This window comes from Serratia entomophila (assembly GCF_021462285.1).
Taxonomy (GTDB): domain Bacteria; phylum Pseudomonadota; class Gammaproteobacteria; order Enterobacterales; family Enterobacteriaceae; genus Serratia; species Serratia entomophila.
Genome location: NZ_CP082787.1, coordinates 1,799,957 through 1,825,627, shown reverse-complemented (window position 1 = coordinate 1,825,627; position 25,671 = coordinate 1,799,957). Strand labels below are relative to the sequence as shown.

Genomic DNA, 25,671 nt, shown 5'->3' with positions numbered 1-25,671 from the left:
GTTGCTCACCGGTACGGCGATACCGCCCGCAGCAGCGCGCGGGCGGCATTCACAACGGTCAGCCGTTCTTCATCGCTTCCAGCTCTTCCCAACGGGCGAACGCCTGTTCCAGCGCCTGTTCGGCATTAGCCAGCGCCGTCAGCACGCCCTGCGTTTCGCTGTGCGGGCGCGTGAAGAAGTCAGCATCGCTCATTTGCGCCTGCAGCGCCTCAATTTCCGCTTCCAACTGCTCAAGACGCTGCGGCAACTGTTCCAGTTCGCGCAGCAGGTTATAGCTCAGCTTGGCGGCCGGTTTCTTCGGCTGCTCGGCTTTTTTCTCGGCGGCCGGTTTGCTCTGGCTCGGCGCCGCCTGACGGATCGGTTTGGCGGTAGCGCGCTGATGGTGCGCGTCGTAATAACCGCCGACGAAGGTGCTGATCGCACCATTGCCTTCGAAGATCCAGCACTCGGTCACCGAGTTGTCGACAAACTGACGATCGTGGCTGACCAGCAGCACGGTACCCTGATAGCCGTCGATCAGTTCTTCCAGCAATTCCAGCGTTTCGACGTCGAGATCGTTGGTTGGTTCATCGAGGATCAACAGGTTGCTGGGTTTCAGAAACAGCTTAGCCAACAGCAGGCGATTACGCTCGCCGCCCGACAGCGCTTTCACCGGCGTCATCGCGCGTTTCGGGTGGAACAGGAAGTCTTGCAGGTAGCCCAGCACGTGGCGGGCGCGGCCGTTGACCATCACCTCTTGCTTGCCTTCCGCCAGGTTATCCATCACCGTGCGTTCCGGATCCAGATCGGCGCGGTGCTGATCGAAGTAGGCCACCTCCAGCTTGGTGCCGCAGTGCACGCGGCCGCTGTCGGCCTTCAGCTGACCGAGCATCAGTTTCAGCAGCGTGGTTTTGCCGCAGCCGTTCGGCCCCACCAGCGCGATTTTGTCGCCGCGCTGCACCTGGGCGGAGAAGCCGCGCACCAGCACTTTGTCACCCACCTGATAGTTGACGTCTTCCAGCTCGAACACAATCTTGCCGGAACGCACCGCCTCTTCCACCTGCATTTTGGCGGTGCCCATCACCTCCCGGCGCTCCGAGCGTTCGGTACGCAACGCTTTCAGCGCACGTACTCGGCCTTCGTTGCGGGTGCGGCGCGCCTTGATGCCCTGGCGGATCCACACTTCTTCCTGCGCCAGCTTGCGGTCGAATTCGGCGTTCTGCAGTTCTTCCACCCGCAGCGCCTCTTCCTTGCTCAGCAAATACAGGTCATAGTTGCCCGGCCAGGACACCAGCTTGCCGCGATCCAGATCGACGATGCGCGTCGCCATATTGCGGATAAACGAACGGTCGTGGGAGATGAACACGATGCTGCCCTGGAATTCTTTCAGGAAGCCTTCCAGCCAGTCGATGGTTTCGATATCCAGGTGGTTGGTCGGTTCGTCGAGCAGCAGCACACGCGGTGAACTGACCAGCGCGCGGCCCAACGCCGCCTTGCGCAGCCAGCCGCCGGAAAGCGAAGAAAGCTCGGCGTCGCCGTTCAGCCCCAGCTGCAACAGCACTTCGCTGATGCGGCTGTCGAGCTGCCACAGGCCCTGATGGTCGAGGATCTCCATAATCTGCGCCATGCGCGTCAGGTTTTTCTCGCTCGGGTCGGTTTCCACCAGGTGAGAAATCGCGTGATACGCCTTCAGGTGCTCGGCCTGCTCGGCGACGCCTTCGGCCACGAAGTCGAACACGCTGCCGCCGATGTTGCGCGGCGGATCCTGCTGCAGGCGCGCCACAATGAGATCCTGCTCATAAATCACCCGGCCGTCATCCAGCGGGATCTCTTTACCGAGGATCTTCAGCAGGGTGGATTTACCGGCGCCGTTGCGCCCCACCAGGCAAACGCGTTCGTTGTCTTCAATATGAATTTCGGTGTTATCTAAAAGCGGCGCGTCGCTGAAGGACAGCCAGGCGCCGGACATGCTGATTAACGACATAGTAATTATTTTCCTTCGCCGGCGTGGGTGACCAGCCAGCAGTTGTGAATCTGACGGTTACGGGCAAAGTCCTGCGACAGCGTCTGGGCGGTGATCTCTTTCGCCTCCAGACCCAGCGCGCTCAGACCGGCCAGATCCATCTGGAAGCCGCGCTTGTTGTTCGAGAACATGATGGTCCCGTTGCGGCGCAGCAACCGTTTCAAATCTTTCATCAGCGCCAGATGGTCGCGCTGTACGTCAAAGCTGTTCTCCATTCGCTTGGAGTTGGAGAAGGTCGGCGGATCGATAAAGATCACGTCGAACTGCTCGTCGGCGTTGCTCAGCCACGACAGGCAGTCGGCCTGGATCAGCCGGTGCTGACGGCCGGTCAGGCCGTTGGCGCGCAGGTTTTTCTCCGCCCACTCCAGATAGGTGCGCGACATGTCCACCGTAGTGGTGCTGCGCGCGCCGCCCAGCCCGGCGTGCACGCTGGCGGTGCCGGTATAGGCGAACAGGTTGAGGAAGTCCTTGCCCTTGCTCATCTCGCCCAACATGCGGCGCGCGATGCGGTGATCGAGGAACAGCCCGGTGTCGAGATAGTCGGTCAGGTTAACCCACAGCTTGGCGTTGAACTCTTCCACCAGCAGGAATTCGCCCTTCTGCGCCAGCTTTTCGTACTGGTTTTTGCCCTTCTGCCGTTCGCGGGTCTTCAGGATCAACTGGTTGGACGGCAATTCCAGCACCGCCAGCGTGGCGTTGATTACGTCGAACAGGCGCTGACGCGCCTTCTGCGCATCGACGGTTTTCGGCGGCGCATATTCCTGCACCACCACCTTGCTGCCGTAGCGATCCACCGCCACGTTGTATTCTGGCAGATCGGCATCGTACAGTCGGTAGCATTCAATGCCCTGCTGCTTGGCCCATTTGTCGAGCTTCTTCAGGTTCTTGCGCAGGCGGTTGGCGAAATCTTCCGCCACCTGCACGCCGCCGGCTCCCTGAGGATTGGCCGCCAGCTGATAGTTTTTCTGCACGCAGTCCAACGGGCCGTTTTTGGCCTTGAACTGCCGCTCGGCGCGCAGCTGCAGGCAGCTCAACAGCTCCGGCGAGGCGCTGAACAGAGACAGTTGCCAGCCGCCGAAGGCGCTCTTCATGATGCGGCCCAGCATGTTGTGCAGGGCGATCAGCGCCGGTTCGCTTTCCAAACGCTCGCCGTACGGCGGGTTGTTGACCACGGTGCCCGCCGGGCCTTCCGGCAGCGGATTGGTCAGTTTGGCGACGTCGCTGACGTTGAAGGTGATCAGTTCGGCAATGCCGGCGCGGCGGGCGTTGCCGCGCGCCATCTCGATCACCCGGCGATCAATGTCCGAACCGAAGAAGCGTGAGGTGGTTTCCTGCAGGCCGCGGCGCGCGCGAACCTGCGCTTCGGTGGTCACTTCGCGCCACAGCTCGGCGTTGTGGCCGTTCCAGGCGGTAAAGCCCCAGTGCTGGCGGTGCAGGCCCGGCGCGCGATCGGAGGCGATCATCGCCGCTTCGATCAGCAAGGTGCCTGAACCGCACATCGGATCGAGCATCGGCGTGCCCGGCTGCCAGCCGGAACGCTGTACGATGGCCGCCGCCAGGTTTTCCTTCAGCGGCGCCTGGCCGGTCAGATCGCGGTAGCCGCGCTGATGCAGGCCTTCGCCGCTCAGATCGAGCGCCACGCTGGCCATGTCGCGCTGCAGGAACACGTTGACGCGAATATCCGGCTGCTGCTTGGCGACCGTCGGGCGCTGGTCAATTTTGCGGGTAAAGCTGTCGACGATGGCGTCTTTAACCTTCAGCGCGCCGTATTGGCTGTTGCGGATCTCTTCATTGACGCCGCTGAAATGTACGGCGAAGGTCTTATCCACGCCAAAAATGCTGGTCCAGTCAATCGCCTGCACGCCAAGGTACAGGTCCAGATCGCTGTGCACGCGGAATTCGTTCAGCGGCAGCAGAATGCGCGAGGCCAGGCGGCTCCACAGCAGGCTTTGGTACAGAAGACGATCGTCACCCTGAAAATGTACCCCGCCCTGCACCACTTTGCAGTCGTGAGCGCCAAGCAGCTCCAGCTCGCTTTTTAACAGTTCTTCCAGTCCACGCGCCGTGCTGGCAAACAGAGAGTTCATATCGTACTTATCACCAAAAAGAAAATTGTTGCGCATTATAGCTAATCCGCACCGCTTGTCATAAAGTTGCTCCCTTCTATTTAATAATCGCACGGAGATAAGGGTGATCACGCTTTCCAGACTCTACGTTCATCCGGTTAAATCGCTGCGGGGTTTGCAGCTTTCCCATGCACAGGTTTCCAGCAGCGGCCTGGCTTTCGACCGCACCTTTATGATCACCGAGCCGGATGGCACCTTTATTACCGCGCGCCAATACCCGCAGATGGTGCTGTTCACCCCGGCGCTGCTGGCCGACGGCCTGTTCCTGACCGCGCCGGACGGCGAAAGCGCCGCCATCCGCTTCAGCGATTTCACCGCCGAGGCGCAGCCTACCGAGGTGTGGGGCAACCATTTCACCGCGCTGATTGCGCCGGAAGCGATCAACCGCTGGCTGAGCGGCTACTTCCAGCGCGACGTGCAGCTGCGCTGGCTGGGGCCGGAACTCACCCGCCGGGTAAAGAAACACCCGGAAATTCCGCTGTCGTTCGCCGATGGCTATCCTTATCTGCTGATTAATCAGGCCTCGTTCAACGATCTGCAGCAACGTTGCCCCGGCAGCATCAAGCTGGAGCAGTTTCGCCCCAATCTGGTGGTCACCGGCGCCAGCGCCTGGGCCGAAGACGGTTGGCAGGTGATCCGCGTCGGCGACGTGATATTCGAGCTGGTGAAGCCCTGCAGCCGCTGCGTGCTGACCACCGTCAGCACCGAACGCGGCCGCAAGCACCCGAGCGGCGAACCGCTGAGCACGCTGCAGAAGTTCCGCACCGCCGATAACGGCGACATCGACTTTGGCCAAAATATGATTGCGCGCAACAGCGGCATTATCCGCGTTGGCGATCCGGTGGAGGTATTGTCGACCAAGCCGCCCCGCCCGTATGGCGTCGGCATGGTGGTGGAAAGCGTCGCCGCGCCGCAGGACAGCGCGCACAGCCTGACCATTGAATATGAAGGCAAGGTGTTTACCGGCAATAACCAGCAAATATTACTCGAACAGTTGGAACAGCAGGGGATTCGCGTGCCCTATTCTTGCCGGGCGGGTATCTGCGGCAGTTGCCGCATTACGTTGGTCAGCGGCGAAGTCGCGCCATTGAAACAAAGCGCATTGGCCAACGACGGCACCATTCTTTGTTGCAGCTGTATTCCGAAGAGCGATTTGACGCTGGCGTAATCTGTTTATACCGCCCTGTCGTAAGCCGGGGCGGAAGATTCGTCCTGCGCGCAGGGCTTCAGACGATCGTGCATCACCTTGATTGCATCGCCCAGCACCATGGTGCGGCCGGCCACCGACAGCTGATTTTGCGCCAACAAGCACAGGCTGGCGTTATCGCCGGCTTCCACCACCAGCAGGCGGGCTTCGACGCCGCTTTCCATCACCTTCACCGCCGCCAGCTCGCCGTTCTTCGGCTGCAGCGGGTAGTGCTGCTGCGAGAAGTGCCAGCTTTTCGGCATCAGCGGCTTGAGGAAGCGGTAGGCGACCAGCGCATTCAATACCAGCTCGGCGCGCTGTTCATGGCTGAGCTTGACCTGCTTGCACTGTTCTTCATAGGTGAAATAAAGCGCGGCGTCGTCAACGCAGAAAGCGCATTCGTCGAAGGCGTCCGGCGTTAACATTTTGGCCGGGAAGCGCGAGCGAAAGATCATACCATTGGCTAAATCCAGCATTAGCCGATCGTGTTCGGCGTCGAAATACCAACGCCAATTATCGTCAGGTTTTATCTTCATCTCTTATCCTTCCCGCTGCCTATGCCAACGCCGTATTTACCCTAAAAGGTGATTTTATCACCGATAAAGTTGCTTAAACATCGGATAATTCCGCGAACGATATTTATGCTAACGAACAAAATATAGACGAGCTGGGGGCAGAAATAAACCCCCGAGATAAAATGAAAGGAAAAATATTAGATATGGGTAACGATATCTTTAATCAAACGCGGGCCGTGATAGATAAACCCGGAATAAATTTGCACCAGGGTCGCCCCGGCCGCTATTTTTTCGCGCGCCGCCGTCAGCGAGTCAATCCCGCCCACGCCAATAATCGGCAGGCGCCCCTGCAGCTCGGTAGACAGGCGACGGATCACTTCGGTGCTGCGCGACTGCAGCGGACGCCCGCTGAGGCCGCCCGTTTGTTCGCAATAATTTAATCCCTGGATCAATTTACGATCCAGCGTGGTATTGGTGGCGATCACTCCATCGATATTATGCCGCACCAAGCTGTCGGCTATTTGGATCAATTCTTCCTCAGAAAGATCCGGCGCGATCTTTACCGCCACCGGCACATATTTGTGATGGCGCGCATGTAATTCCTGCTGCTTATTTTTAATCGCCGCTAACAGATCGTCCAGCGCTTCACCATACTGCAAGGATCGCAAACCCGGGGTATTGGGTGACGAAATGTTAATCGCGATATAACCGGCATAAGGATAAACTTTATCCATGCAGATCAAATAATCGTCTTTACCCTGCTCGACCGGGGTGTCTTTATTCTTGCCGATATTGATCCCAAGAATGCCGCCAAAATGAGATTTCTTAACGTTTTCAACCAGATTGTCTACACCCTGGTTATTAAATCCCATGCGGTTAATCAGGCCTTCGGCCTCCACCACCCGAAACAGGCGCGGTTTGTCGTTACCCGGCTGCGGGCGCGGGGTCACGGTGCCCACTTCGACATGGCCAAAACCCATGGCGCCGAACGCGTCGATGCACTCGCCGTTTTTATCCAGACCGGCGGCCAATCCCAGGGGGTTTTTAAACGACAGCCCCATGCAGCTGACCGGTTTGGTCGGCACGGACTGGCGAACAAGAAACTCTAATGGGGTGCCGGTAACGCGGCTGAGCTGGCGAAAGGTCAATTCATGCGCGCGCTCGGGATCGAGCTGGAACAACGCTTTCCTGATGATGGGGTAGTACATGGACTCTCCTGATTTCCCGGTTGCAAACCGGGGGCGTATTATCCGGTATCCCCGGCCCAATTGGAATTGATTAAAGGCAAAAAAAGGCCTTTTTACGCAATCGTTTTCTTGCCCTGCGCTGAAATTGAAGCAAATCCGCTTTTACGCATATCAAAATCAAAAAATGAGATTTAAAAAACGCGCCCCTTTGCTGTTAGCTTTAAAACACTTCCTGAACATTTTCTAATTAAACCTAACATTTAGTTATAAGGAGTGGTAATGCGCGTTATATCACTGGCCGGCAGCCCACGCATCCCGTCGCGCTCGGCGGGCCTGCTTACCCTAAGCCAGAACTGGCTGCGGCAACAAGGCGTAGAGGTGATCGCTTATACCCTGCACGACTTCGATGCCGAAGACCTGCTGTACGCCAACTTTAACAGCCCGGCTATCAAAGCCTTCACCGAGCAGCTGGCGCAGGCGGACGGCCTGTTGATTTCCACCCCGGTCTATAAAGCCTCATTCTCCGGCGCGTTGAAAACCCTGCTGGATCTGCTGCCGGAGCGCGCGCTGGACCACAAGGTGGTGCTGCCGCTGGCCACCGGCGGTTCCGTCGGCCATATGCTGGCGGTGGACTACGCCCTGAAGCCGGTACTGGCGGCGCTGAAGGCGCAGGAAGTGCTGCACGGCGTATTCGCCGATGACAGCCAGGTGCAGCTCAGCGGCGAACAGGTCACGTTGTCGGACGGCGTCGCCGGCCGGCTGGAGGAGGCGCTGGAAAGCTTCTACCTGGCGCTGGGCCGCCGCAAGCCGCCCTCTCTGAGGGTCCCCCTCCCCCTGTCGGCCAGACAGACCGCCTGAAACGCCCCGGAAAAGGACATCAATATGAAGCGATCTGTTCTGCGGCACTGGTTTGGCGCCACCGCCCTGATGGGCCTGCTGTCGCTGGCGTGGGCTAACGCCGCCAGCGCACAAGATCCCGCCCAGTTCCGTATTGGCTACCAAAAAGGATCGGTCAGCCTGGTGCTGGCAAAAAGCCATCAGCTGCTGGAGAAGCGTTTTCCCGCCACAAAAATCAGCTGGATTGAATTCCCGGCCGGCCCGCAAATGCTGGAGGCGCTGAACGTCGGCAGCATCGATTTGGGCAGCACCGGCGATATCCCGCCGATCTTCGCCCAGGCCGCCGGCGCCGACCTGCTGTACGTCGGCGTCGAACCGCCCAAACCCAAGGCGGAAGTGATCCTGGTACCGGAAAACAGCCCGATCAAAAACGTCGCCGAACTGAAAGGCCATAAGGTTGCCTTCCAGAAGGGCTCCAGCTCACACAATCTGCTGCTGCGTTCGCTGCAAAAGGCCGGGCTGAAATTCACCGATATTCAACCGGTCTATCTGACCCCGGCCGACGCACGCGCCGCATTTCAGCAGGGCAACGTCGATGCCTGGGCGATCTGGGATCCTTACTATTCCGCCGCGCTGCTGCAGGGCGGCGTGCGGGTGCTCGGCGACGGCACCGATCTCAACCAAACCGGTTCCTTCTACCTGGCGGTACGCCCCTACGTCGAAGCCAACGGCCCCTTTATCAGCCAGGTACTGGGCGTGCTGACCCAGGCCGACGCGCTCACCCGCAGTGACCGCGCGCAGAGCGTCACGCTGCTGGCCAACGCCATGGGGCTGCCGGAAAAGGTGATCGCCAGCTATCTGGACCATCGCCCCCCGACCGCCATCACGCCGCTGGATGCGCACACCATCGCCGCCCAGCAACAAACCGCCGATCTGTTTTACGCCAACCACCTGGTGCCGGTGAAAGTGGATATCTCGCAACGCATCTGGCGCCCAAGCGCGCAATAATTTTGGAGAACTAACGATGAGCCTTAACGTTTTCTGGTTTTTGCCCACCCACGGTGACGGTCACTACCTGGGCAGCGCTGAAGGCGCGCGTAGCGTCGATCACGGCTACCTGCAACAAATTGCCCAGGCGGCGGACCGCCTGGGGTTCGGCGGCGTGCTGATCCCCACCGGCCGCTCCTGCGAAGACTCCTGGCTGGTGGCCGCGTCGCTGATCCCGGTTACCCAGCGGCTGAAATTCCTGGTGGCGCTGCGCCCCGGCATTATTTCCCCCACGTTGGCGGCGCGGCAGGCCGCGACGCTGGATCGCCTGTCCAACGGCCGCGCGCTGTTTAACCTGGTGACCGGCGGCGATCCGGAAGAGCTGGCGGCGGAAGGCCTGCACCTCAACCACGAAGAGCGTTACGAGGCCTCGGCCGAGTTTACCCAGGTATGGCGCCGGGTATTGGAAGGGGAAACCGTTGATTTCAACGGCAAACACATTCAGGTGAAAGGCGCCAAGCTGCTGTTCCCACCGGTGCAACAGCCGCGCCCGTCGCTCTATTTTGGCGGATCTTCCGATGCCGCGCAGGATCTGGCCGCCGAGCAGGTAGAGATGTACCTCACCTGGGGAGAGCCGCCGGCGCAGGTTAAAGAGAAAATTGAGCAGGTGCGCGCCAGAGCGGCGGCCAAAGGCCGCCAGGTGCGCTTCGGCATTCGTCTGCACGTGATCGTGCGGGAAACCACCGAAGAAGCCTGGCGCGCCGCCGACCGGCTGATCGCTAATCTGGACGACCAGACCATCGCCAATGCCCAACAGGCCTTTGCGCGTTTCGATTCCGTAGGGCAACGGCGCATGGCCGAGCTGCACGGCGGCAAGAAAGACAATCTGGAGATCAGTCCGAACCTGTGGGCCGGCGTCGGCCTGGTGCGCGGCGGCGCCGGCACCGCGCTGGTGGGCGATGGCCCAACGGTAGCGGCGCGGATGCAGGAATACGCCGATCTGGGGATCGACACCTTTATTCTCTCCGGCTACCCGCATTTGGAAGAGGCTTATCGCGTCGGCGAGCTGCTGTTCCCGCATCTCGATCTGGTGAAAAACGAAGCGCCGGCGCAGGTGCGTCCGTTGCGGCCGCAGGGGGAAGTGGTGGCCAATATTTACGTCCCGCAAAAAGTGTCACAAAGCTGAGGAGCAACGTGATGGCGAAAAATACGCAACGCATTCTGAACCGGCTGGCGCCCTGGGCGTTGCCGGTGGCGTTGGTGGTTATCTGGCAAATCTCCGTTGAGGCCGGCTGGCTTTCCAACCGCATCTTGCCGGCGCCCAGCGCGGTAATCACCGCCTTCTGGTCACTGACCAAAAGCGGTGAACTGTGGCAGCATCTGACCATCAGCAGCTGGCGCGCGCTGATCGGCTTCAGCATCGGCGGCAGCATCGGCCTGATCCTCGGCTTTATCACCGGCCTGTCGCGCTGGGGCGAACGCCTGCTCGACAGCTCGGTGCAGATGATCCGCAACGTGCCGCATCTGGCGCTGATCCCGCTGGTGATACTGTGGTTCGGCATCGACGAGTCCGCCAAGATCTTTCTGGTGGCGCTCGGTACGCTGTTCCCGATCTACCTCAATACCTATCACGGCATCAAGAATATCGATCGCGGGCTGCTGGAGATGGCGCGCAGCTACGGCCTGAGCGGTTTCCGGCTGTTTACCCAGGTGGTGCTGCCCGGCGCGCTGCCCTCCATCATGGTCGGGGTGCGTTTCGCCCTCGGCTTTATGTGGTTGACGCTGATCGTCGCCGAAACCATTTCCGCCAACTCGGGGATCGGCTATCTGGCGATGAACGCCCGTGAATTCCTGCAGACCGACGTGGTGGTGGTGGCTATCGTGCTGTACGCCCTGCTCGGCAAGCTGGCGGACGTGGGCGCGCAGCTGCTCGAACGCGTCTGGCTGCGTTGGCACCCGGCCTATCAACTGAAACAGGGAGAAGCGCTATGACCCTTCCCGCTCGCATTCCACAAGGCACGCCGGTGACGCTGGAGTCCATCGGCAAGCGTTACGGCAACCGCACCGTGCTGGACAACATTCAGTTGCGCATTAGCTCCGGACAATTTGTGGCGGTAGTCGGCCGCAGCGGCTGCGGCAAAAGCACCCTGCTGCGCCTGATGGCCGGCCTGGAAAACGCCAGCAGCGGCGCACTGCTGACCGGTAACGCCCCGCTCAGCAGCGCCAAAGAGGATACTCGCCTGATGTTTCAGGACGCGCGGCTGCTGCCGTGGAAAAAGGTTATCGACAACGTCGGTCTCGGTCTGCGCGGCCACTGGCGCGACAACGCTCTGCAGGCGCTGGAGACCGTCGGCCTGGCGGACCGGGCCAACGAGTGGCCGGCGGCGCTGTCCGGCGGGCAAAAGCAGCGGGTGGCGCTGGCCCGCGCGCTGATCCACCGCCCTCGCCTGCTGCTGCTGGACGAGCCGCTGGGGGCGCTGGATGCGCTGACCCGCATCGAGATGCAAGGGCTGATAGAGAATTTGTGGCAACAGCACGGTTTTACCGTGTTGCTGGTCACGCACGACGTCAGCGAAGCGATAGCCTTGGCGGATCGGGTACTCCTGATTGAGGAGGGCCGCATCGGCCTGGATCTGGCAATCGATTTGCCGCGGCCGCGCCGCAAAGGTTCGGCCAAACTGGCGGAGTTGGAAGCCGAGGTGCTGGAGCGGGTGTTATCGCCGCCACAGCCCGTGGCGGCGCGCCGGGCAGTGAATTAAAAAAGGGACGGCATTTGCCGTCCCTTTTATATGGTGGTGCTGTCAATCAGGCGTCGAGCGCTTTGCTGATCTTCTCGTACAGATCGCCCGACAGGTTTTCCAACCCTTTCAGCTGCTCCAGCGCTTTGCGCATCAGCGCCTGGCGGCCGGCGTCGTAGCGTTTCAGGCGGATCAGCGGCTCGATCAGGCGCGCGGCGATCTGCGGGTTGCGCTGGTTGAGATCGCTGAGGATTTCCGCCAGGAACTGGTAACCGCTGCCGTCGGCGGCATGGAAGGCCGCCGGGTTGCCGGAGGCGAAACCGCCAATCAGCGAACGGGTGCGGTTCGGGTTGCCCAGGCTGAACGAACGGTGCTTCAACAGCTCGCGCACCTTGGTCAGTACGTCCGCCGCCGGGCTGGCGCCCTGCAGCACGAACCATTTGTCCATCACCAGCCCATCCTGGTGCCAGCGTTCGTCGAACGCCGCCAGCAGTGCGTCGCGGCACGGCAGCTGCGCCGCCACCGCTGCGGACAGCGCCGCCAGAGAATCGGTCATGTTGTCCGCCTGGCGATACTGTTCGCTCACCAGTTTGTCGGCCAGCGCCACGTCCTCCCCAAAGGCCAGGTAGCCCAGGCAAACGTTGCACAGCGCGCGTTTGGCGATATCGCCATGCTCAACGCGGTAACCCTCGGTCTTGTTGGCGTGGTACACCGCCAGCCATTCGTCGGCCATTTCCTTCGCCAGACAGCGAACGATCGCCTCATGCACCGCCGCGATCGCTTCCGGATCGATAGTGGCGAACAGCTCGGCTATCTCGCTCTCTGACGGCAGCGTCAGGATCTGCGCCGCCAGCGCCGGATCCAACTGCTCATCCAGCAACACGGCGCGGAACGCGTCGGCCACGTGCAGCGGCAGCGACAGCGGCTGCTTCTGCTGATGTTTGGCCACGTTCAGCTTGATATAAGTAGCCAGCAGGCTTTGCGCCGCATCCCAGCGAGCAAACTCATTGCGCGCGTGCTGCATCAGGAAGGTCAGCTGCTGATCGCTGTACGGATAGTCCAGCTTCACCGGCGCAGAAAACTCGCGCAGCAGCGACGGCACCGGCTTGTGCGCCACATCGTCGAACACGAAGGTTTGCTCGGCTTCTGTCACGTTCAGCACGTTACCGATCGGCGAGCCGTCTTTTTGCAGCGCAATGACGTGGCCTTCGCTGTCGTACAGCTCGATATCCAGCGGAATGTGCAGCGGCAGTTTTTCCGGCTGATCGGCGGTCGGCGCCGTTTTCTGGCTGACGTACAGACGATATTGTTGTTTTTCGGCGTCGTAGTCGTCGCGCACCGTCAGCAGCGGCGTGCCGGACTGGCTGTACCAGCGGCGGAACAGCGACAGATCGACATTGGAAGCGTCTTCCATCGCCTGCACGAAATCATCGCAGGTGGCGGCGCTGCCGTCGTGACGTTCGAAATACAGCTGCATGCCTTTCTGGAAGTTCGCTTCGCCCAGCAGGGTATGCATCATGCGGATCACTTCGGATCCTTTCTCATACACCGTCAGGGTGTAGAAGTTGTTCATTTCGATCACTTTATCCGGGCGGATGGCGTGCGCCATCGGGCTGGCGTCTTCGGCGAACTGCGCGCCGCGCATCACCCGCACGTTGTCGATACGGTTAACCGAACGCGATCCCAGATCGGAGCTGAACTCCTGATCGCGGAATACCGTCAGCCCTTCTTTCAGGCTGAGCTGGAACCAATCGCGGCAGGTGACGCGGTTACCGGTCCAGTTGTGGAAATACTCATGGCCAATCACCGCTTCGATGTTCAGGTAGTCTTTATCGGTCGCAGTTTCCGCCTTCGCCAGCACGTATTTGGAGTTAAAGATATTTAACCCTTTGTTCTCCATCGCGCCCATATTGAAGAAGTCGACCGCTACGATCATATAAATGTCGAGATCGTATTCCAGCCCAAAGCGGGTTTCGTCCCACTTCATCGAGTTTTTCAGTGAGGTCATCGCCCAGTCGGCGCGATCCAGGTTACCGCGATCGACAAACAGCTCCAGCGCCACTTCGCGCCCGGAACGGGTGGTGAAGCTGTCGCGCAGCACGTCGAAGTCCCCGGCCACCAGCGCAAACAGATAGCAAGGTTTCGGGAACGGATCCTGCCACTGCACCCAGTGACGGCCATCCTCCAGTTCGCCCTGATCGATGCGATTGCCGTTCGACAGCAGGAACGGATAGCGGGCCTTGTCGGCCGTAATGCGGGTGGTAAAGCGCGCCAGCACGTCCGGGCGATCCAGATAATAGGTGATATGGCGGAAGCCCTCGGCTTCACACTGCGTACACAGCGCCTCACCGGACAGGTAAAGCCCTTCCAGCGCGGTATTTTTCGCCGGGTGAATATCGTTAACGATGGTGAGAGTAAATTGTGCTGGCAGTTCCTCAATCAACAGTTGGTTATCCTGCAAGCGGTAAGCGCTCCACGCCTGGCCATCGACCAGGATGCTAACCAGCGTCAGGTCTTCGCCATTCAGCGCCAGCACTGAACCGGCGGCGCCCTGACGTTTAATTTTACTGACAGCGGTAACCCGGGTGGTCTCTGCGTCCAGATCGAAATCCAGATCGATGTCGGTGATGGTATAATCCGGCGCGCGATAATCGTGGCGATACTTCGCCTGTGGCTGTGGTGTCATAGAAACCCTTCGACGTCTCAGTGAATTATAGGTGCCAGGCCGTCATCGCCCACGCGCGCCAATAGCGGCGCCGCTGCGCGGTTTAACCGATGAGCCCGATTGTAAATAAACTGTATCACAGCTGCGTAAAAAACCCAGAGATGGCAAGCCGCCGCAGCCGAGAAATCAGAGGTGCATCGTAAACCGGCCCGTCCCGCCAGCCCTCCTGACCACCGGGTGAATGAAAATCAGCATTTAATGCTAAACTTCCCTTCCCAATGTGCCCTGGCGCCAGGGGCATACTTAAGACAGTGCGGGAAGCACGATGATATAATTGGTCTATCAGGCTCAGGGACGTTCGCCAATATGAAAGTTAAATACTTTATCTATTTCTTTACCTTTTGCTTGATGTCGTCGTTCGCCATCTTTATTGCCGATGAGCTGTTCGATGCCCACGCAGACTATCGCGAAAACCGGCTGACGCTGTACAAGATCAACCGCGCCAAAGAAATTTCCGAAGCCTTCCAGGCATCGTTGCAGGCGCACCGGCTAAAGCGTCTTAGCCTGATCAACCCGCAAATTACCCGGGCGCAGTGTCAGGCGGCCGATCGGCTGGCGCGCGATAAAATCGCCCTGATTCGGCCTCATCTCGAGGGCAGTACCTCGCTGCAGCTCGGCGTGCAGCAAAAAATCGCCGTGCTGTCGATGATCGGGCTGATGGAACAGCTGCTGGACAACGATAATCTGCAGCTCTCGCGGGCCAACGACGCCAACGCCAACCTGTTCAACATCAATAGCGCCTACTATATTTCGCAAGCCAGCAAAAACTATTACCGCTATACCCATGATACCCGCATGGTGGACAGCGACTCGTTTATGTTCCTCGAGGCCATTCGGCTAAACAATCGGCTGAATATGTCCCTGACCGAACTGACCGATCAGATTATTGACGTCAATCTCAACCCGCTGTATCGCAAAAACGCCTATCTGAAATCAATCCAGCTCACCGGGGTGCTGAATGCGCTGAGTACCCGGCTGATCTTTATGAAGTTCACCTATGACGACCCGCAAACTACCGCCATCATCAACGCGTTGCTCAAACAGGTTTCCAGCGACCAGCTGAAACACATCACCGAAGGGCTGTATACCGCGATCGACACCCATATGTCCTACCCGGCGGATTTTATCTATCAATATGTCAACGACCTGAGCACGCTTTCGCAGCAGCTGTATCAGCGCAGTTTCGAAATGGAAATCACTGCCTCCCGACAAAAAATCTATGGCAGCCAAACGTTGATCGACGGCATGATCTCACTGGGCGGGTTGATCGCGCTGCTTATCCTGCTGCCTTCGCTGGTATTCAGCTCAAACATCAGCCGTTGGCTGACTAAAACGCATAATAATATTGTGCGGCTGGCGCGCGGCAATATGAACATCGATCGCAACGATGTGTTTTACGGCCAGGAGCTGAGCGCCATCAGCGACGCCATTCAACAACTCAAGCGGTATCAGTTGGACAAGGTGTCCCTGGAGAGTGAAAAGCAGCTGTTGATCCAAGAGCTGGAAGCCTCTTCTTTCCTCGATCCGCTCACCAACATCTATAATCGCCGCAAGTTTTTCCTCGAGTGCGAACTGCTCAACGCCGGCACCTATCCGTTGGCGTTTTGCCTGATCGACATCGACAACTTCAAAAACCTCAATGACAGCTACGGCCACGGCGTCGGCGATCAGGTGTTGGTGGCGTTTGGCCGCCTGTTGCAACAGGCCTTTCGCGCCAGCGACATTTTTTGTCGTTACGGCGGCGAGGAGTTCGCCGTGATCCTGGGCAACTGCACGCTGGACAATGCACGTGATATTATGGAACAGCTGCGGCGGCGCACGCACCGCCTTAGCCTGACGCTGGCCGACGGGCAGCAAGTGCAATTCACCACCAGCTGCGGTATCGCCCAGGTTCAGGCTTTCCCAGCGCTGCAGGGGGCGATCAAACGGGCGGACGAGGCACTCTATTTTTGCAAGAAAAACGGCAAGAACCGGGTCAGCATCCACACCCTGGGCGGTTTTATCTGAATTGCTGTTTAAAATAATTAACATTATAATTTTTATGACTAATTAGGCTAAGTCATTCACCTTACAGGCTTATCTGGCATTTCTGCCGCGCTTTAAACAGCAAGCCGCCATAAACGCACGTTTAATCCTCGACCCGCTCCGGTAATTTGTGGTGTGATGCAGCTTCAATAACAGGATAATCCGGGTATACTCCCCCCACTTTTTATGATTATCCGGATTTGGACACGCGCCTGACGAGGATGCTGTAACGCGCTATGACTCAATACGCCTCCCCGATTTTGACATCACTGCTTGATACTGACGCCTATAAGCTTCATATGCAGCAAGCAGTGTTCCATCGCTATCCCGCAATCAGCGTTGCGGCGGAATTCCGTTGCCGCGGCGATGAACTGCTGGGCGAATATGCCGATGAGATCCGCGCGCAGGTCGCGCTGATGAGCCAGTTGGCGCTGACCGATGCTGAGTTCAATTATCTCTCCGGGCTGCCCTTCTTCCGCCAGGACTACCTGAGCTGGCTGCGGGAATTTCGCTACGATCCGCAGCAGGTGAACATCGACAACCGCGACGGCAGGCTGCAGATCCGCATCGCCGGGCCGTGGCGCGAGGTGATCATGTGGGAAGTTCCGCTGCTGGCGGTGATTAGCGAGGTGGTGCACCGCCACCGCTCGCCGGAGGTCACCCCGGCGCAGGCGGTCGCCCACCTGCGCAGCAAACTGGAACAGTTCAGGGCCCTGGCCGGCGATCTGGATATCTCGCGCTTCAAGCTGATGGACTTCGGCACCCGCCGCCGCTTCTCGCAGGGCGTGCAGCAGGCGATCGTCAGCACTCTGAAGGCGGAGTTCCCTTATCTGGTCGGCACCAGCAATTACGATCTGGCCTACCAATTGGATCTGGCGCCGGTCGGCACCCAGGCGCACGAGTGGTTTCAGGCCCACCAGCAAATTAGCCCGGTGTTGGCCAACAGCCAGCGCGCGGCGCTGCAGGCCTGGCTGGACGAATACCCGAACCAGCTCGGCATCGCGTTGACCGACTGCATCACCATGGATGCCTTCCTGCGTGATTTTAGCCCGCAGTTCGCCCAACGCTATCAGGGGCTGCGCCACGACTCGGGCGATCCGTTCGAGTGGGGCGAGAAAGCCATCGCCCACTATCAAAAACTGGGCATCGACCCAATGAGCAAAACCCTGGTGTTCTCGGATAACCTGGATCTGGACAAGGCGCTGGCGCTGTACCGCCATTTCTACCAGCGCATCAACCTGGTGTTCGGCATCGGCACCCGCCTGACCTGTGATATTCCGGGCGTCAAGCCGCTGAATATCGTGATCAAACTGGTGGAGTGCAAGGGTAAACCGGTCGCCAAGCTTTCCGACAGCCCGGGCAAAACCATCTGCCAGGATCAGGCCTTCGTGAAAGCCCTGCGTAAAGCCTTCGATCTGCCGCTGGTGAAAAAAGCCAGCTGACGCTTCCTTATATATAAAGAAAGCCGGTGCGAACATCGCCCGGCTTTTTCTTTGTTCAATCGGCCCGCCCCCGAGAAATGTTGCGCCAATCTGGCGATTTCTGCTTGTGCTCTGCACCGCGGCAAGTAACATAGCAAGCATCCCCATATTCTTGGGTTGTAAGCTATTTCTAAACCAAATATAAAGAGAGAAATCTATGAGCGTAGTGCCTGTAGTCGACGTACTGCAAGGTCGTGCTGCGGTTGACAGTGAAGTCACCGTGCGCGGCTGGGTACGTACCCGGAGAGATTCTAAAGCTGGTATCTCCTTCCTGGCCGTCTATGACGGTTCCTGCTTTGATCCGTTACAGGCCGTCGTTAATAATTCTCTGCCGAATTATCAGGATGAAGTGCTGCACCTGACCACCGGCTGCTCGGTTGAAGTGACCGGCAAGGTTGTCGCCTCCCCGGGCGAAGGCCAAAGTTACGAACTGCAGGCAACCGCCATCAAGGTGGTCGGCTGGGTTGACGATCCGGACACCTACCCGATGGCGGCCAAGCGCCACAGCATCGAGTACCTGCGTGAAGTGGCGCACCTGCGTCCGCGCACCAACCTGATCGGCGCCGTGGCGCGCGTGCGCCATACGCTGGCGCAGGCCATTCACCGCTTCTATCACGAGAACGGCTTCTTCTGGGTATCCACCCCGCTGATCACCGCCTCTGATACCGAAGGCGCCGGCGAAATGTTCCGCGTTTCCACGCTGGATCTGGAAAACCTGCCGCGCACCGATAAAGGCGCCGTCGACTTCAGCGAAGACTTCTTCGGTAAAGAGGCGTTCCTCACCGTATCCGGCCAGCTGAACGGCGAAACCTACGCCTGCGCGCTGTCAAAAATCTACACCTTTGGCCCGACCTTCCGCGCCGAAAACTCCAACACCAGCCGCCATCTGGCGGAGTTCTGGATGATCGAACCGGAAGTGGCCTTCGCCACGCTGGCAGACATTGCTGAGCTGGCGGAGAAAATGCTGAAGTATGTGTTCCAGGCGGTGCTGAACGAGCGCATGGATGACATGCAGTTCTTCGCCGAACGCGTAGATAAAGACGCCATCGATCGCCTGAAGCGTTTTGTCTCCTCCGACTTTGCCCAGGTTGACTACACCGAAGCGGTGGAAATTCTGATCGCCTCCGGCCAGAAGTTCGAAAACCCGGTTTCCTGGGGCATCGATCTGTCCTCCGAGCACGAGCGCTATCTGGCGGAGAAACACTTCAAAGCGCCGGTAGTGGTGAAAAACTACCCGAAAGACATCAAAGCCTTCTATATGCGCATGAACGACGACGGCAAAACCGTCGCGGCGATGGACGTGCTGGCGCCGGGTATCGGTGAAATCATCGGCGGCGCACAGCGTGAAGAACGCCTGGACGTGTTGGATCAGCGTTTGGAAGCCATGGGCCTGAATAAAGAAGACTACTGGTGGTATCGTGACCTGCGCCGTTACGGCACCGTGCCTCACGCCGGTTTCGGTTTGGGCTTTGAACGTTTAATCGCCTATGTCACCGGTGTGCAAAACGTGCGTGACGTGATCCCGTTCCCGCGAACGCCACGCAATGCAAGCTTCTAATTAATAGGTTTAAACAGTTTCCATACGATTTTGTTACAAAACAAAGGCCAGCTCTGCTGGCCTTTCGCATTTTTTATTATTGACCTGCGTCACAAAGTTCCCTTAATATTACATTTTGTAACACATATTTTCTTTTTGAAACCTCATTAGGACATTCGTAGCATTTTCGTTCTAGATTAACCCGCCTGCGAATGGAACACTGCGTTCAGACACAGGACGACACCAATCTATCAACAATAGTTCAAAAGAATTATTGGCGGCAGTGGCAAAGGTGTCCGAATAACACCAATGAGGGTAATTAATAATGATGAAGCGCAACATTCTTGCAGTGGTAATCCCGGCTCTGTTGGCTGCTGGTGCGGCAAACGCAGCTGAGATCTATAACAAAGACGGCAACAAGCTGGATCTGTACGGTAAAGTTGACGGCCTGCACTACTTCTCAGACGACAAAGGCAATGATGGCGATCAGACCTACGTTCGTTTCGGCTTCAAAGGTGAAACTCAGATTACCGACCAACTGACCGGTTACGGCCAGTGGGAATACAACGTTCAGGCTAACCACGCTGAATCTCAGGGCACCGAAGGCACCAAGACTCGTCTGGGCTTCGCTGGTTTGAAATTCGCTGACTACGGCTCATTCGACTACGGCCGTAACTACGGCGTACTGTACGACGTGGAAGGCTGGACCGATATGCTGCCAGAGTTCGGTGGCGACACTTACACCTACACCGACAACTTCATGACCGGCCGTACCAACGGCGTTGCGACCTACCGTAACAACAACTTCTTCGGTCTGGTTGACGGTCTGAACTTCGCCCTGCAATACCAGGGTAAAAACCAGAACGACGGTCGTGACGTTAAGAAACAAAACGGCGACGGTTGGGGCATCTCCTCTACTTATGACATCGGCGAAGGCGTAAGCTTCGGTGCTGCATACGCGTCATCCAACCGTACCGACGATCAAAAACTGCGTTCCAACGAGCGCGGCGACAAGGCTGATGCCTGGACCGTAGGCGCGAAATACGACGCCAACAACGTTTACCTGGCGGCCATGTATGCCGAAACCCGCAACATGACTCCATTCGGCGGCGGCAACTTCACGGCTACCTGTGATGCGACCGAAAACTGTGGCGGCTTCGCCAGCAAAACTCAGAACTTCGAAGTGACCGCTCAGTACCAGTTCGACTTCGGTCTGCGTCCAGAAGTGTCTTACCTGCAGTCTAAAGGCAAGAACCTGAACGTCCCAGGCGTGGGTTCTGACCAGGACCTGGTTAAATACGTTTCTGTTGGTACTACCTACTACTTCAACAAAAACATGTCCACCTACGTTGATTACAAAATCAACCTGCTGGACGACAACGAATTCACCAAAGCCACCGGCACCGCTACCGACGACATCGTTGGTGTAGGCCTGGTTTACCAGTTCTAAGTTGTCGCGCTTAACGGCGGTTCACCGTCGGATAAGTTAAAAAAACAGGGCTTCGGCCCTGTTTTTGTTTGTGCGCCATCCGTGAATTTTTATCCTGCCGATTTGCCCTTCCCCGCCATTTTTTCTGCCTAACCTGCCCCCTTCACAACATCGCGGTGTTTTTGTCGCAAACGGTTGGCAAAGCCCATAACTGGCGCTACCCTGATGCCTCTGTCTGCTTAACTCCGAGATTTGGAAGCACCTGACATGTTTGAAAAAATCACTGCTGCACCTGCCGACCCGATCCTGGGCCTGACCGACATTTTCCGCGCGGACGCCCGCCCTGACAAAATCAATTTGGGTATCGGCGTTTATAAAGACGAAACCGGTAAAACCCCGGTACTGACCAGCGTGAAAAAGGCTGAGCAGTATCTGCTGGAAAATGAGACCACCAAAAACTACCTCGGCATTGAAGGCATTCCGGCGTTCGCCAGCTGCACGCAAGAGCTGCTGTTCGGCAAGCAAAGCCCGATCATCGCCGACAAGCGTGCGCGCACCGCGCAAACGCCCGGTGGCACCGGCGGCCTGCGTGTAGCGGCTGACTTTATCGCCAACCAAACCAGCGCCAAGCGCATCTGGATCAGCAACCCAAGCTGGCCGAATCATAAAAACGTCTTCGGCGCGGTAGGCCTGGAAGTGCTGGAATACGCCTACTATGACGCCGCCAACCACGCGTTGGACTTCGACGGCTTGCTCAATAGCCTGAAACAGGCGCAGGCCGGCGACGTGGTGCTGTTCCACGGCTGCTGCCATAACCCGACCGGCATCGATCCTACCGCCGAACAGTGGGCCCAACTGGCCGAGCTGTCCGCAGCCAACGGCTGGCTGCCGCTGTTCGACTTCGCCTACCAGGGGTTCGCCAAAGGCCTGGAAGAAGATGCCGAAGGCCTGCGCATTTTTGCCGCCAAGCATCAGGAACTGATCGTCGCCAGCTCCTACTCGAAAAACTTCGGCCTGTACAATGAACGCGTTGGCGCCTGCACCATCGTGGCCGCCGACGCTGAAACCGCCGATCGCGCCTTCAGCCAGGTGAAAGCGGCAATTCGCGCCAACTACTCCAACCCGCCGTCCCACGGTGCGGCGGTGGTCGCCACCATCCTCGGCAACGACGCGCTGCGCGCGCTGTGGGAACAAGAGCTGACCGATATGCGCCAACGCATCCACCGCATGCGTCAGCTGTTTGTGAATACCCTGCAGGAGAAAGGCGCGCAGCAGGACTTCGGTTTCATCATCAACCAGAACGGCATGTTCTCATTCAGCGGCCTGACCAAAGAACAGGTGCTGCGCCTGCGTGACGAGTTTGGCGTTTACGCCGTCAACTCCGGCCGCGTTAACGTTGCCGGCATGACGCCGGACAACATGGCGCCGCTGTGCGAAGCCATCGTGGCCGTGCTGTAAGATAGCGGCATTTAAAGAAAAGGGGCGCTCAGTGCGCCCCTTGTTATTTCTGCCGGGAGAGCTGACTCACCAGACCGGCGGTTCCTCACGCAGGAACGGGTTGGTCTGGCGTTCATGGCCAAAGGTCGACATCGGGCCATGGCCCGGAATAAAGGCCATGTCATCCCCCTGTGGCAACAGTTTAGTGCGAATGGAGTCGATCAGCGCCTGGTGATCGCCGCGCGGGAAGTCGCTGCGCCCAACGCCGCCGTTAAACAGCACATCGCCCACCAGCGCCATGCGCGCCTGCGCGTTGATAAACACGATATGACCCGGCGTATGGCCAGGGCAATGCAGCACCTTGAAACGCATCTCGCCAACCTGCACTTCGTCGCCTTCCGCCAGCCAGCGGGTTGGCGTTAAGGGGGCGCACTCTTCCAGACCGAACATCCGGCTTTGCGCCGGCAGGCCATCCAGCCAGAAGGCGTCTTCCTTATCCGGCCCGTAAATCGGCACCTGATAATATTCGGCCAGCTCCGCCGCCGCGCCAACGTGGTCGAGGTGGCCGTGCGTCAGTAAGACTTGAGAGACGGTCACGCCCCGTTCGGCCACGGCGGCTTTGATTTTTTCCGCTTCGCCGCCGGGATCGACCAGCGCCGCCTGCTGGGTATGCTCGCACCAGATCAGGCTGCAGTTCTGGCTAAAGGCAGTAACGGGAATAATGTGGTATTTCATAAGGCTCCAACGACAACAGCGCCACACCCGCCGGGCTGGCGCTATTCACTTATGGGCACCGCGATCACCAGGTCCGTGCAGGACCGGTATCGATGTGTACAAAGTTGCTACGTGGGTAATATCCTACACCACCGGCGCGCATTTTTAACGCCGCTTTGCGGATATTGCTCAGCTGGATGCCTTCAATATGGAAATCCATCGCCTGGCCTTTGGTGTGGTAGCTGTGCTTGGCCACGCCGCGGCTGTGTGCGCGCAGTTCGTTATTGGTGTCCAGCGAGCGGTAACCGGAAACCAGCTGCACCGGCTTGTTGGTGCCCAACAGCCCCTGCAGGCGATAAAGATGATCAAAAAGGCGGGGATCGATCGATTTAACTTTATTGGCGCGATAATCGCGGAATAAATGATTAAGCCGCACCAGCTCTTCTTTATTGTAACCTTTGCCGTCGAAAAACTCGGCTTTAAGTGATTCACCGGTATTCAGGTTATTCACCACCAAAATACGCGGACGAGCAGTGGAAAGACTGGCAAAGGCCTGCCCTGGAAGCAGCGCTATGCCCATAGCTGCGCCGCCTAGCGCCAGCCATTTACGGCGATGATGATCAATTTTGTCCATGACTCTATTAAACCCGGCAAGAATGTCAAAATATATGCACAAAAAAGCGCACTGTCCGAACCATAACCGCCTGCGTATGCTGAGTCAACCCGCGATACGCCTAGGTTTACAGGCCCCCGCATGCGAGGGCCTGTGGTATAGCCAAACATTCTGACCGTTATTTATTTATAATTACTGCATTTATTGCATTAATTTTTCGGCCTGAGCCAAAATTTGTGCGCCCGATCTCACCGTATTATCATAATTGTAAATATCTGTACGGAATTGTGGCTGGCCGTCATCAGAGACCCAGGCCGTCAGATAATACAATTTTACCGGAATACGCTGGCGAATATTCACGTAAGTGGTATTCCCCTCTTTCAGCGTCGAAGAAACGCGGCTGTTATTCCAGCCGGCATCCTGCAGCAGCATATTTGCCAAATCAGACGCCTTGTTCACCCGCACACAGCCGGAGCTGAGCGCGCGGATGTCTTTCTGGAACAGGCTGTGGTTCGGCGTATCGTGCAAGTAGATAGCGTCCGAGCTCGGCATGTTAAATTTGAAGCGCCCCAGCGAGTTAGTGGCGCCCGGCGCCTGGCGCACGCGGTACGGGAAGTTGCGGGCCGACACCATGTTCCAGTCGATCATCGCCGGGTTGATCACCTCAGCGTCGTTGCTCCAGCCGGCAAGCACGGTATAGCCGTGTTTCTGGAAGTAGCTGCCGTCACGCATCGCCTTCGGCACGATATCCTCACGTACCAGCGTAGTCGGCACGTTCCACGGCGGGTTGACCACCACGTTGTTCAGCGCGCTGCTCATCAGCGGCGTCTTGCGGCTCGGCCGCCCGACGATCACCCGCGAAGAGAGCACTTCGTTGCCGTTCTGGTAGTAGGTCAGCGAGTAGTTGGGAATATTCACCATAATGCCGGTGCCGACGTGGCCCGGCAAGATGCGCAGGCGTTGGATATTCAACGCCAGCAGCGAAGCCCGGGTCTTCGGCGAGACGTTCAACCACTCGCGGGTGCGCGCGCCGATCACACCGTCGGCGCTCAGCCCTTGCCATTGCTGGAAGCGCTTAACGCCCTCGACCAGATCCGGCGTGTAAACATTATCGCTCGGCACGGCGCTGGCGGCAGGCTGCGTAAGCAACCCGGAATTCGGCGCGGAGGCAATGTCCTGCACCGGCGCCGCCGACGGGCTGACCGCCACCTGACTTTCCCGGTTTTTCTCTTCATCGACCGACAGGCCGCCGTCATCGGGCTCATTGCGCGTCGCCAGCACCACCGCCGGCTCCGGCTGCGCTTCCGGTGCGGCATCGGTCAGCATTCCGGTCCGCTTGAGGATCTCGCGCAGGGCTGGAATATCATTGCTCAGCTGGCCGGGACGCAGGCTCGGGCCGTTGGCCATCTGCGGCCATGGCCGATTATTGGCCAGCATGTCGCGCAGCGCTTGATGCATCTTGGCGTACTGCGGATGCTGCGGCGCCAGCGAATTGACGTAGCCCAGGGTCTTGCCCTGACGCACCGCCAGCTGCCATTGGTTAATCACCGCGTTGGGCGGCAAACCAAGCTTGTAGGGAATGTTGCCGTACAGCCAGCTGTTGCCGTTGGCGCCGATGGCGGAAACGAACTGCAGATAACCGAGCATGGCGTCGGACAGCACGATATCGCGCCCCACTTCGTTGATCGCCGGATCGGTCAGCATTTTCACCCATTGGGTGAACTGCGGCTGCACGCCGGACATCGCCAGCTCGGCCAGCTGCTGCTGAAACTGTTGCACCGCCTCGCGATCCTGCCACATCGGCTGCATATGATTCGCCGCGTACAGAGGAGCCAAGGTTGAAAGATAGTGCGGTGCCATGCCGCGCGGCAGCGCGGCCAGCAGTTCTGAACGACTTTGCGCAACGGACATGCCGGATGACGCCACCGGAAACGCCGGCACGGTTGCCCATGCGGGTAACGACGACGCAAGACCGCATGCGATTGCGCAACTCAGCGCCAGACGCCGTATTGAGTTTCCATTTTTAAGCAACATCCCTTGCCCCCTGTATGCTCACAAAAAATACATCAAAAACTGCTTATGGTTTCAGTATACAAACAGAAAGGCCGTTTCGCCCCGCAGAGCGCCGAATA

The 25,671-nt window shown here is 58.4% G+C and carries 19 protein-coding genes; 11 read left to right on the top strand and 8 right to left on the bottom strand.

Features of this window, described 5'->3' with window-relative positions:
• Window positions 1-58 precede the first annotated feature (58 nt).
• Window positions 59-1,963, bottom strand: coding sequence for an ABC transporter ATP-binding protein (locus KHA73_RS08870; protein ID WP_234590372.1), 1,905 nt, complete (start codon window positions 1,961-1,963; stop codon window positions 59-61).
• A 5-nt stretch (window positions 1,964-1,968) separates the two neighbouring features.
• Window positions 1,969-4,089, bottom strand: a complete 2,121-nt coding sequence (gene rlmKL, locus KHA73_RS08865) for a bifunctional 23S rRNA (guanine(2069)-N(7))-methyltransferase RlmK/23S rRNA (guanine(2445)-N(2))-methyltransferase RlmL (RefSeq protein WP_234590370.1) — start codon at window positions 4,087-4,089, stop codon at window positions 1,969-1,971.
• Between the two features lie 103 nt (window positions 4,090-4,192).
• Here rlmKL and KHA73_RS08860 point away from each other — a divergent pair, with 103 nt between their 5' ends.
• Window positions 4,193-5,296 carry a YcbX family protein gene (locus tag KHA73_RS08860; RefSeq protein ID WP_234590369.1) on the top strand — a complete coding sequence of 368 codons (1,104 nt, stop codon included), beginning with the start codon at window positions 4,193-4,195 and terminating at the stop codon, window positions 5,294-5,296.
• A 5-nt stretch (window positions 5,297-5,301) separates the two neighbouring features.
• Here the strand turns inward: KHA73_RS08860 and KHA73_RS08855 are convergent, their stop codons facing one another.
• Together KHA73_RS08855 and pyrD are read right to left on the bottom strand one after the other, a co-directional pair.
• Window positions 5,302-5,850, bottom strand: a complete 549-nt coding sequence (locus tag KHA73_RS08855; protein ID WP_234590368.1) for a cell division protein ZapC — start codon at window positions 5,848-5,850, stop codon at window positions 5,302-5,304.
• 176 nt (window positions 5,851-6,026) lie between these two features.
• Complete coding sequence (gene pyrD, locus KHA73_RS08850; protein WP_234590367.1) at window positions 6,027-7,037, bottom strand: quinone-dependent dihydroorotate dehydrogenase; 1,011 nt, start codon at window positions 7,035-7,037, stop codon at window positions 6,027-6,029.
• A 258-nt stretch (window positions 7,038-7,295) separates the two neighbouring features.
• Between pyrD and ssuE the strand changes: the two genes are divergently transcribed.
• The 5 genes from ssuE (at window position 7,296) to ssuB (ending at window position 11,599) form a co-directional block, all read left to right on the top strand.
• Window positions 7,296-7,874, top strand: a complete 579-nt coding sequence (gene ssuE / locus KHA73_RS08845; RefSeq protein ID WP_234590366.1) for an NADPH-dependent FMN reductase — start codon at window positions 7,296-7,298, stop codon at window positions 7,872-7,874.
• A gap of 69 nt (window positions 7,875-7,943) precedes the next feature.
• On the top strand, window positions 7,944-8,861 hold the full coding sequence (locus tag KHA73_RS08840) for a sulfonate ABC transporter substrate-binding protein (RefSeq protein ID WP_380738314.1): 918 nt from the start codon (window positions 7,944-7,946) through the stop codon (window positions 8,859-8,861).
• Window positions 8,862-8,877: 16 nt separating this feature from the next.
• Window positions 8,878-10,026: an FMNH2-dependent alkanesulfonate monooxygenase gene (gene ssuD, locus KHA73_RS08835; RefSeq protein ID WP_234590364.1), complete on the top strand. Its 1,149-nt coding sequence runs from the start codon at window positions 8,878-8,880 to the stop codon at window positions 10,024-10,026.
• A gap of 11 nt (window positions 10,027-10,037) precedes the next feature.
• Window positions 10,038-10,832, top strand: coding sequence for an aliphatic sulfonate ABC transporter permease SsuC (ssuC, locus tag KHA73_RS08830; protein WP_234590363.1), 795 nt, complete (start codon window positions 10,038-10,040; stop codon window positions 10,830-10,832).
• Complete coding sequence (gene ssuB / locus KHA73_RS08825; protein ID WP_234590362.1) at window positions 10,829-11,599, top strand: aliphatic sulfonates ABC transporter ATP-binding protein; 771 nt, start codon at window positions 10,829-10,831, stop codon at window positions 11,597-11,599. Before ssuC ends, ssuB begins: the two co-directional genes overlap by 4 nt.
• A gap of 46 nt (window positions 11,600-11,645) precedes the next feature.
• Here the strand turns inward: ssuB and pepN are convergent, their stop codons facing one another.
• Complete coding sequence (gene pepN, locus KHA73_RS08820) at window positions 11,646-14,264, bottom strand: aminopeptidase N (protein WP_234590361.1); 2,619 nt, start codon at window positions 14,262-14,264, stop codon at window positions 11,646-11,648.
• A gap of 345 nt (window positions 14,265-14,609) precedes the next feature.
• Between pepN and KHA73_RS08815 the strand changes: the two genes are divergently transcribed.
• The 5 genes from KHA73_RS08815 (at window position 14,610) to KHA73_RS08795 (ending at window position 22,233) form a co-directional block, all read left to right on the top strand.
• The gene (locus tag KHA73_RS08815; protein WP_234590360.1) at window positions 14,610-16,310 is read left to right on the top strand and encodes a GGDEF domain-containing protein; all 1,701 of its coding nucleotides are present in this window, start codon (window positions 14,610-14,612) and stop codon (window positions 16,308-16,310) included.
• A gap of 254 nt (window positions 16,311-16,564) precedes the next feature.
• Window positions 16,565-17,770 (top strand): nicotinate phosphoribosyltransferase, encoded by a 1,206-nt coding sequence (gene pncB / locus KHA73_RS08810; protein WP_234590358.1) that lies wholly within the window; start codon window positions 16,565-16,567, stop codon window positions 17,768-17,770.
• Between the two features lie 196 nt (window positions 17,771-17,966).
• On the top strand, window positions 17,967-19,367 hold the full coding sequence (asnS, locus tag KHA73_RS08805; RefSeq protein WP_234590356.1) for an asparagine--tRNA ligase: 1,401 nt from the start codon (window positions 17,967-17,969) through the stop codon (window positions 19,365-19,367).
• 304 nt (window positions 19,368-19,671) lie between these two features.
• A complete protein-coding gene (gene ompC / locus KHA73_RS08800) occupies window positions 19,672-20,796 on the top strand; it encodes a porin OmpC (RefSeq protein WP_272496169.1) in 1,125 nt (374 codons plus the stop codon).
• 246 nt (window positions 20,797-21,042) lie between these two features.
• Complete coding sequence (locus KHA73_RS08795) at window positions 21,043-22,233, top strand: amino acid aminotransferase (RefSeq protein WP_234590355.1); 1,191 nt, start codon at window positions 21,043-21,045, stop codon at window positions 22,231-22,233.
• A gap of 66 nt (window positions 22,234-22,299) precedes the next feature.
• Here KHA73_RS08795 and KHA73_RS08790 read toward each other — a convergent pair whose 3' ends face one another.
• The 3 genes from KHA73_RS08790 to ldtD all read right to left on the bottom strand — a co-directional run bounded on the left by KHA73_RS08790 (window position 22,300) and on the right by ldtD (window position 25,573).
• Window positions 22,300-22,947, bottom strand: coding sequence for an MBL fold metallo-hydrolase (locus KHA73_RS08790; RefSeq protein ID WP_234590353.1), 648 nt, complete (start codon window positions 22,945-22,947; stop codon window positions 22,300-22,302).
• A gap of 64 nt (window positions 22,948-23,011) precedes the next feature.
• Window positions 23,012-23,560: a YcbK family protein gene (locus tag KHA73_RS08785; RefSeq protein ID WP_234590351.1), complete on the bottom strand. Its 549-nt coding sequence runs from the start codon at window positions 23,558-23,560 to the stop codon at window positions 23,012-23,014.
• Between the two features lie 180 nt (window positions 23,561-23,740).
• Window positions 23,741-25,573, bottom strand: coding sequence for a L,D-transpeptidase (ldtD, locus tag KHA73_RS08780; protein WP_380738165.1), 1,833 nt, complete (start codon window positions 25,571-25,573; stop codon window positions 23,741-23,743).
• Between the last annotated feature and the right edge of the window lie 98 nt (window positions 25,574-25,671).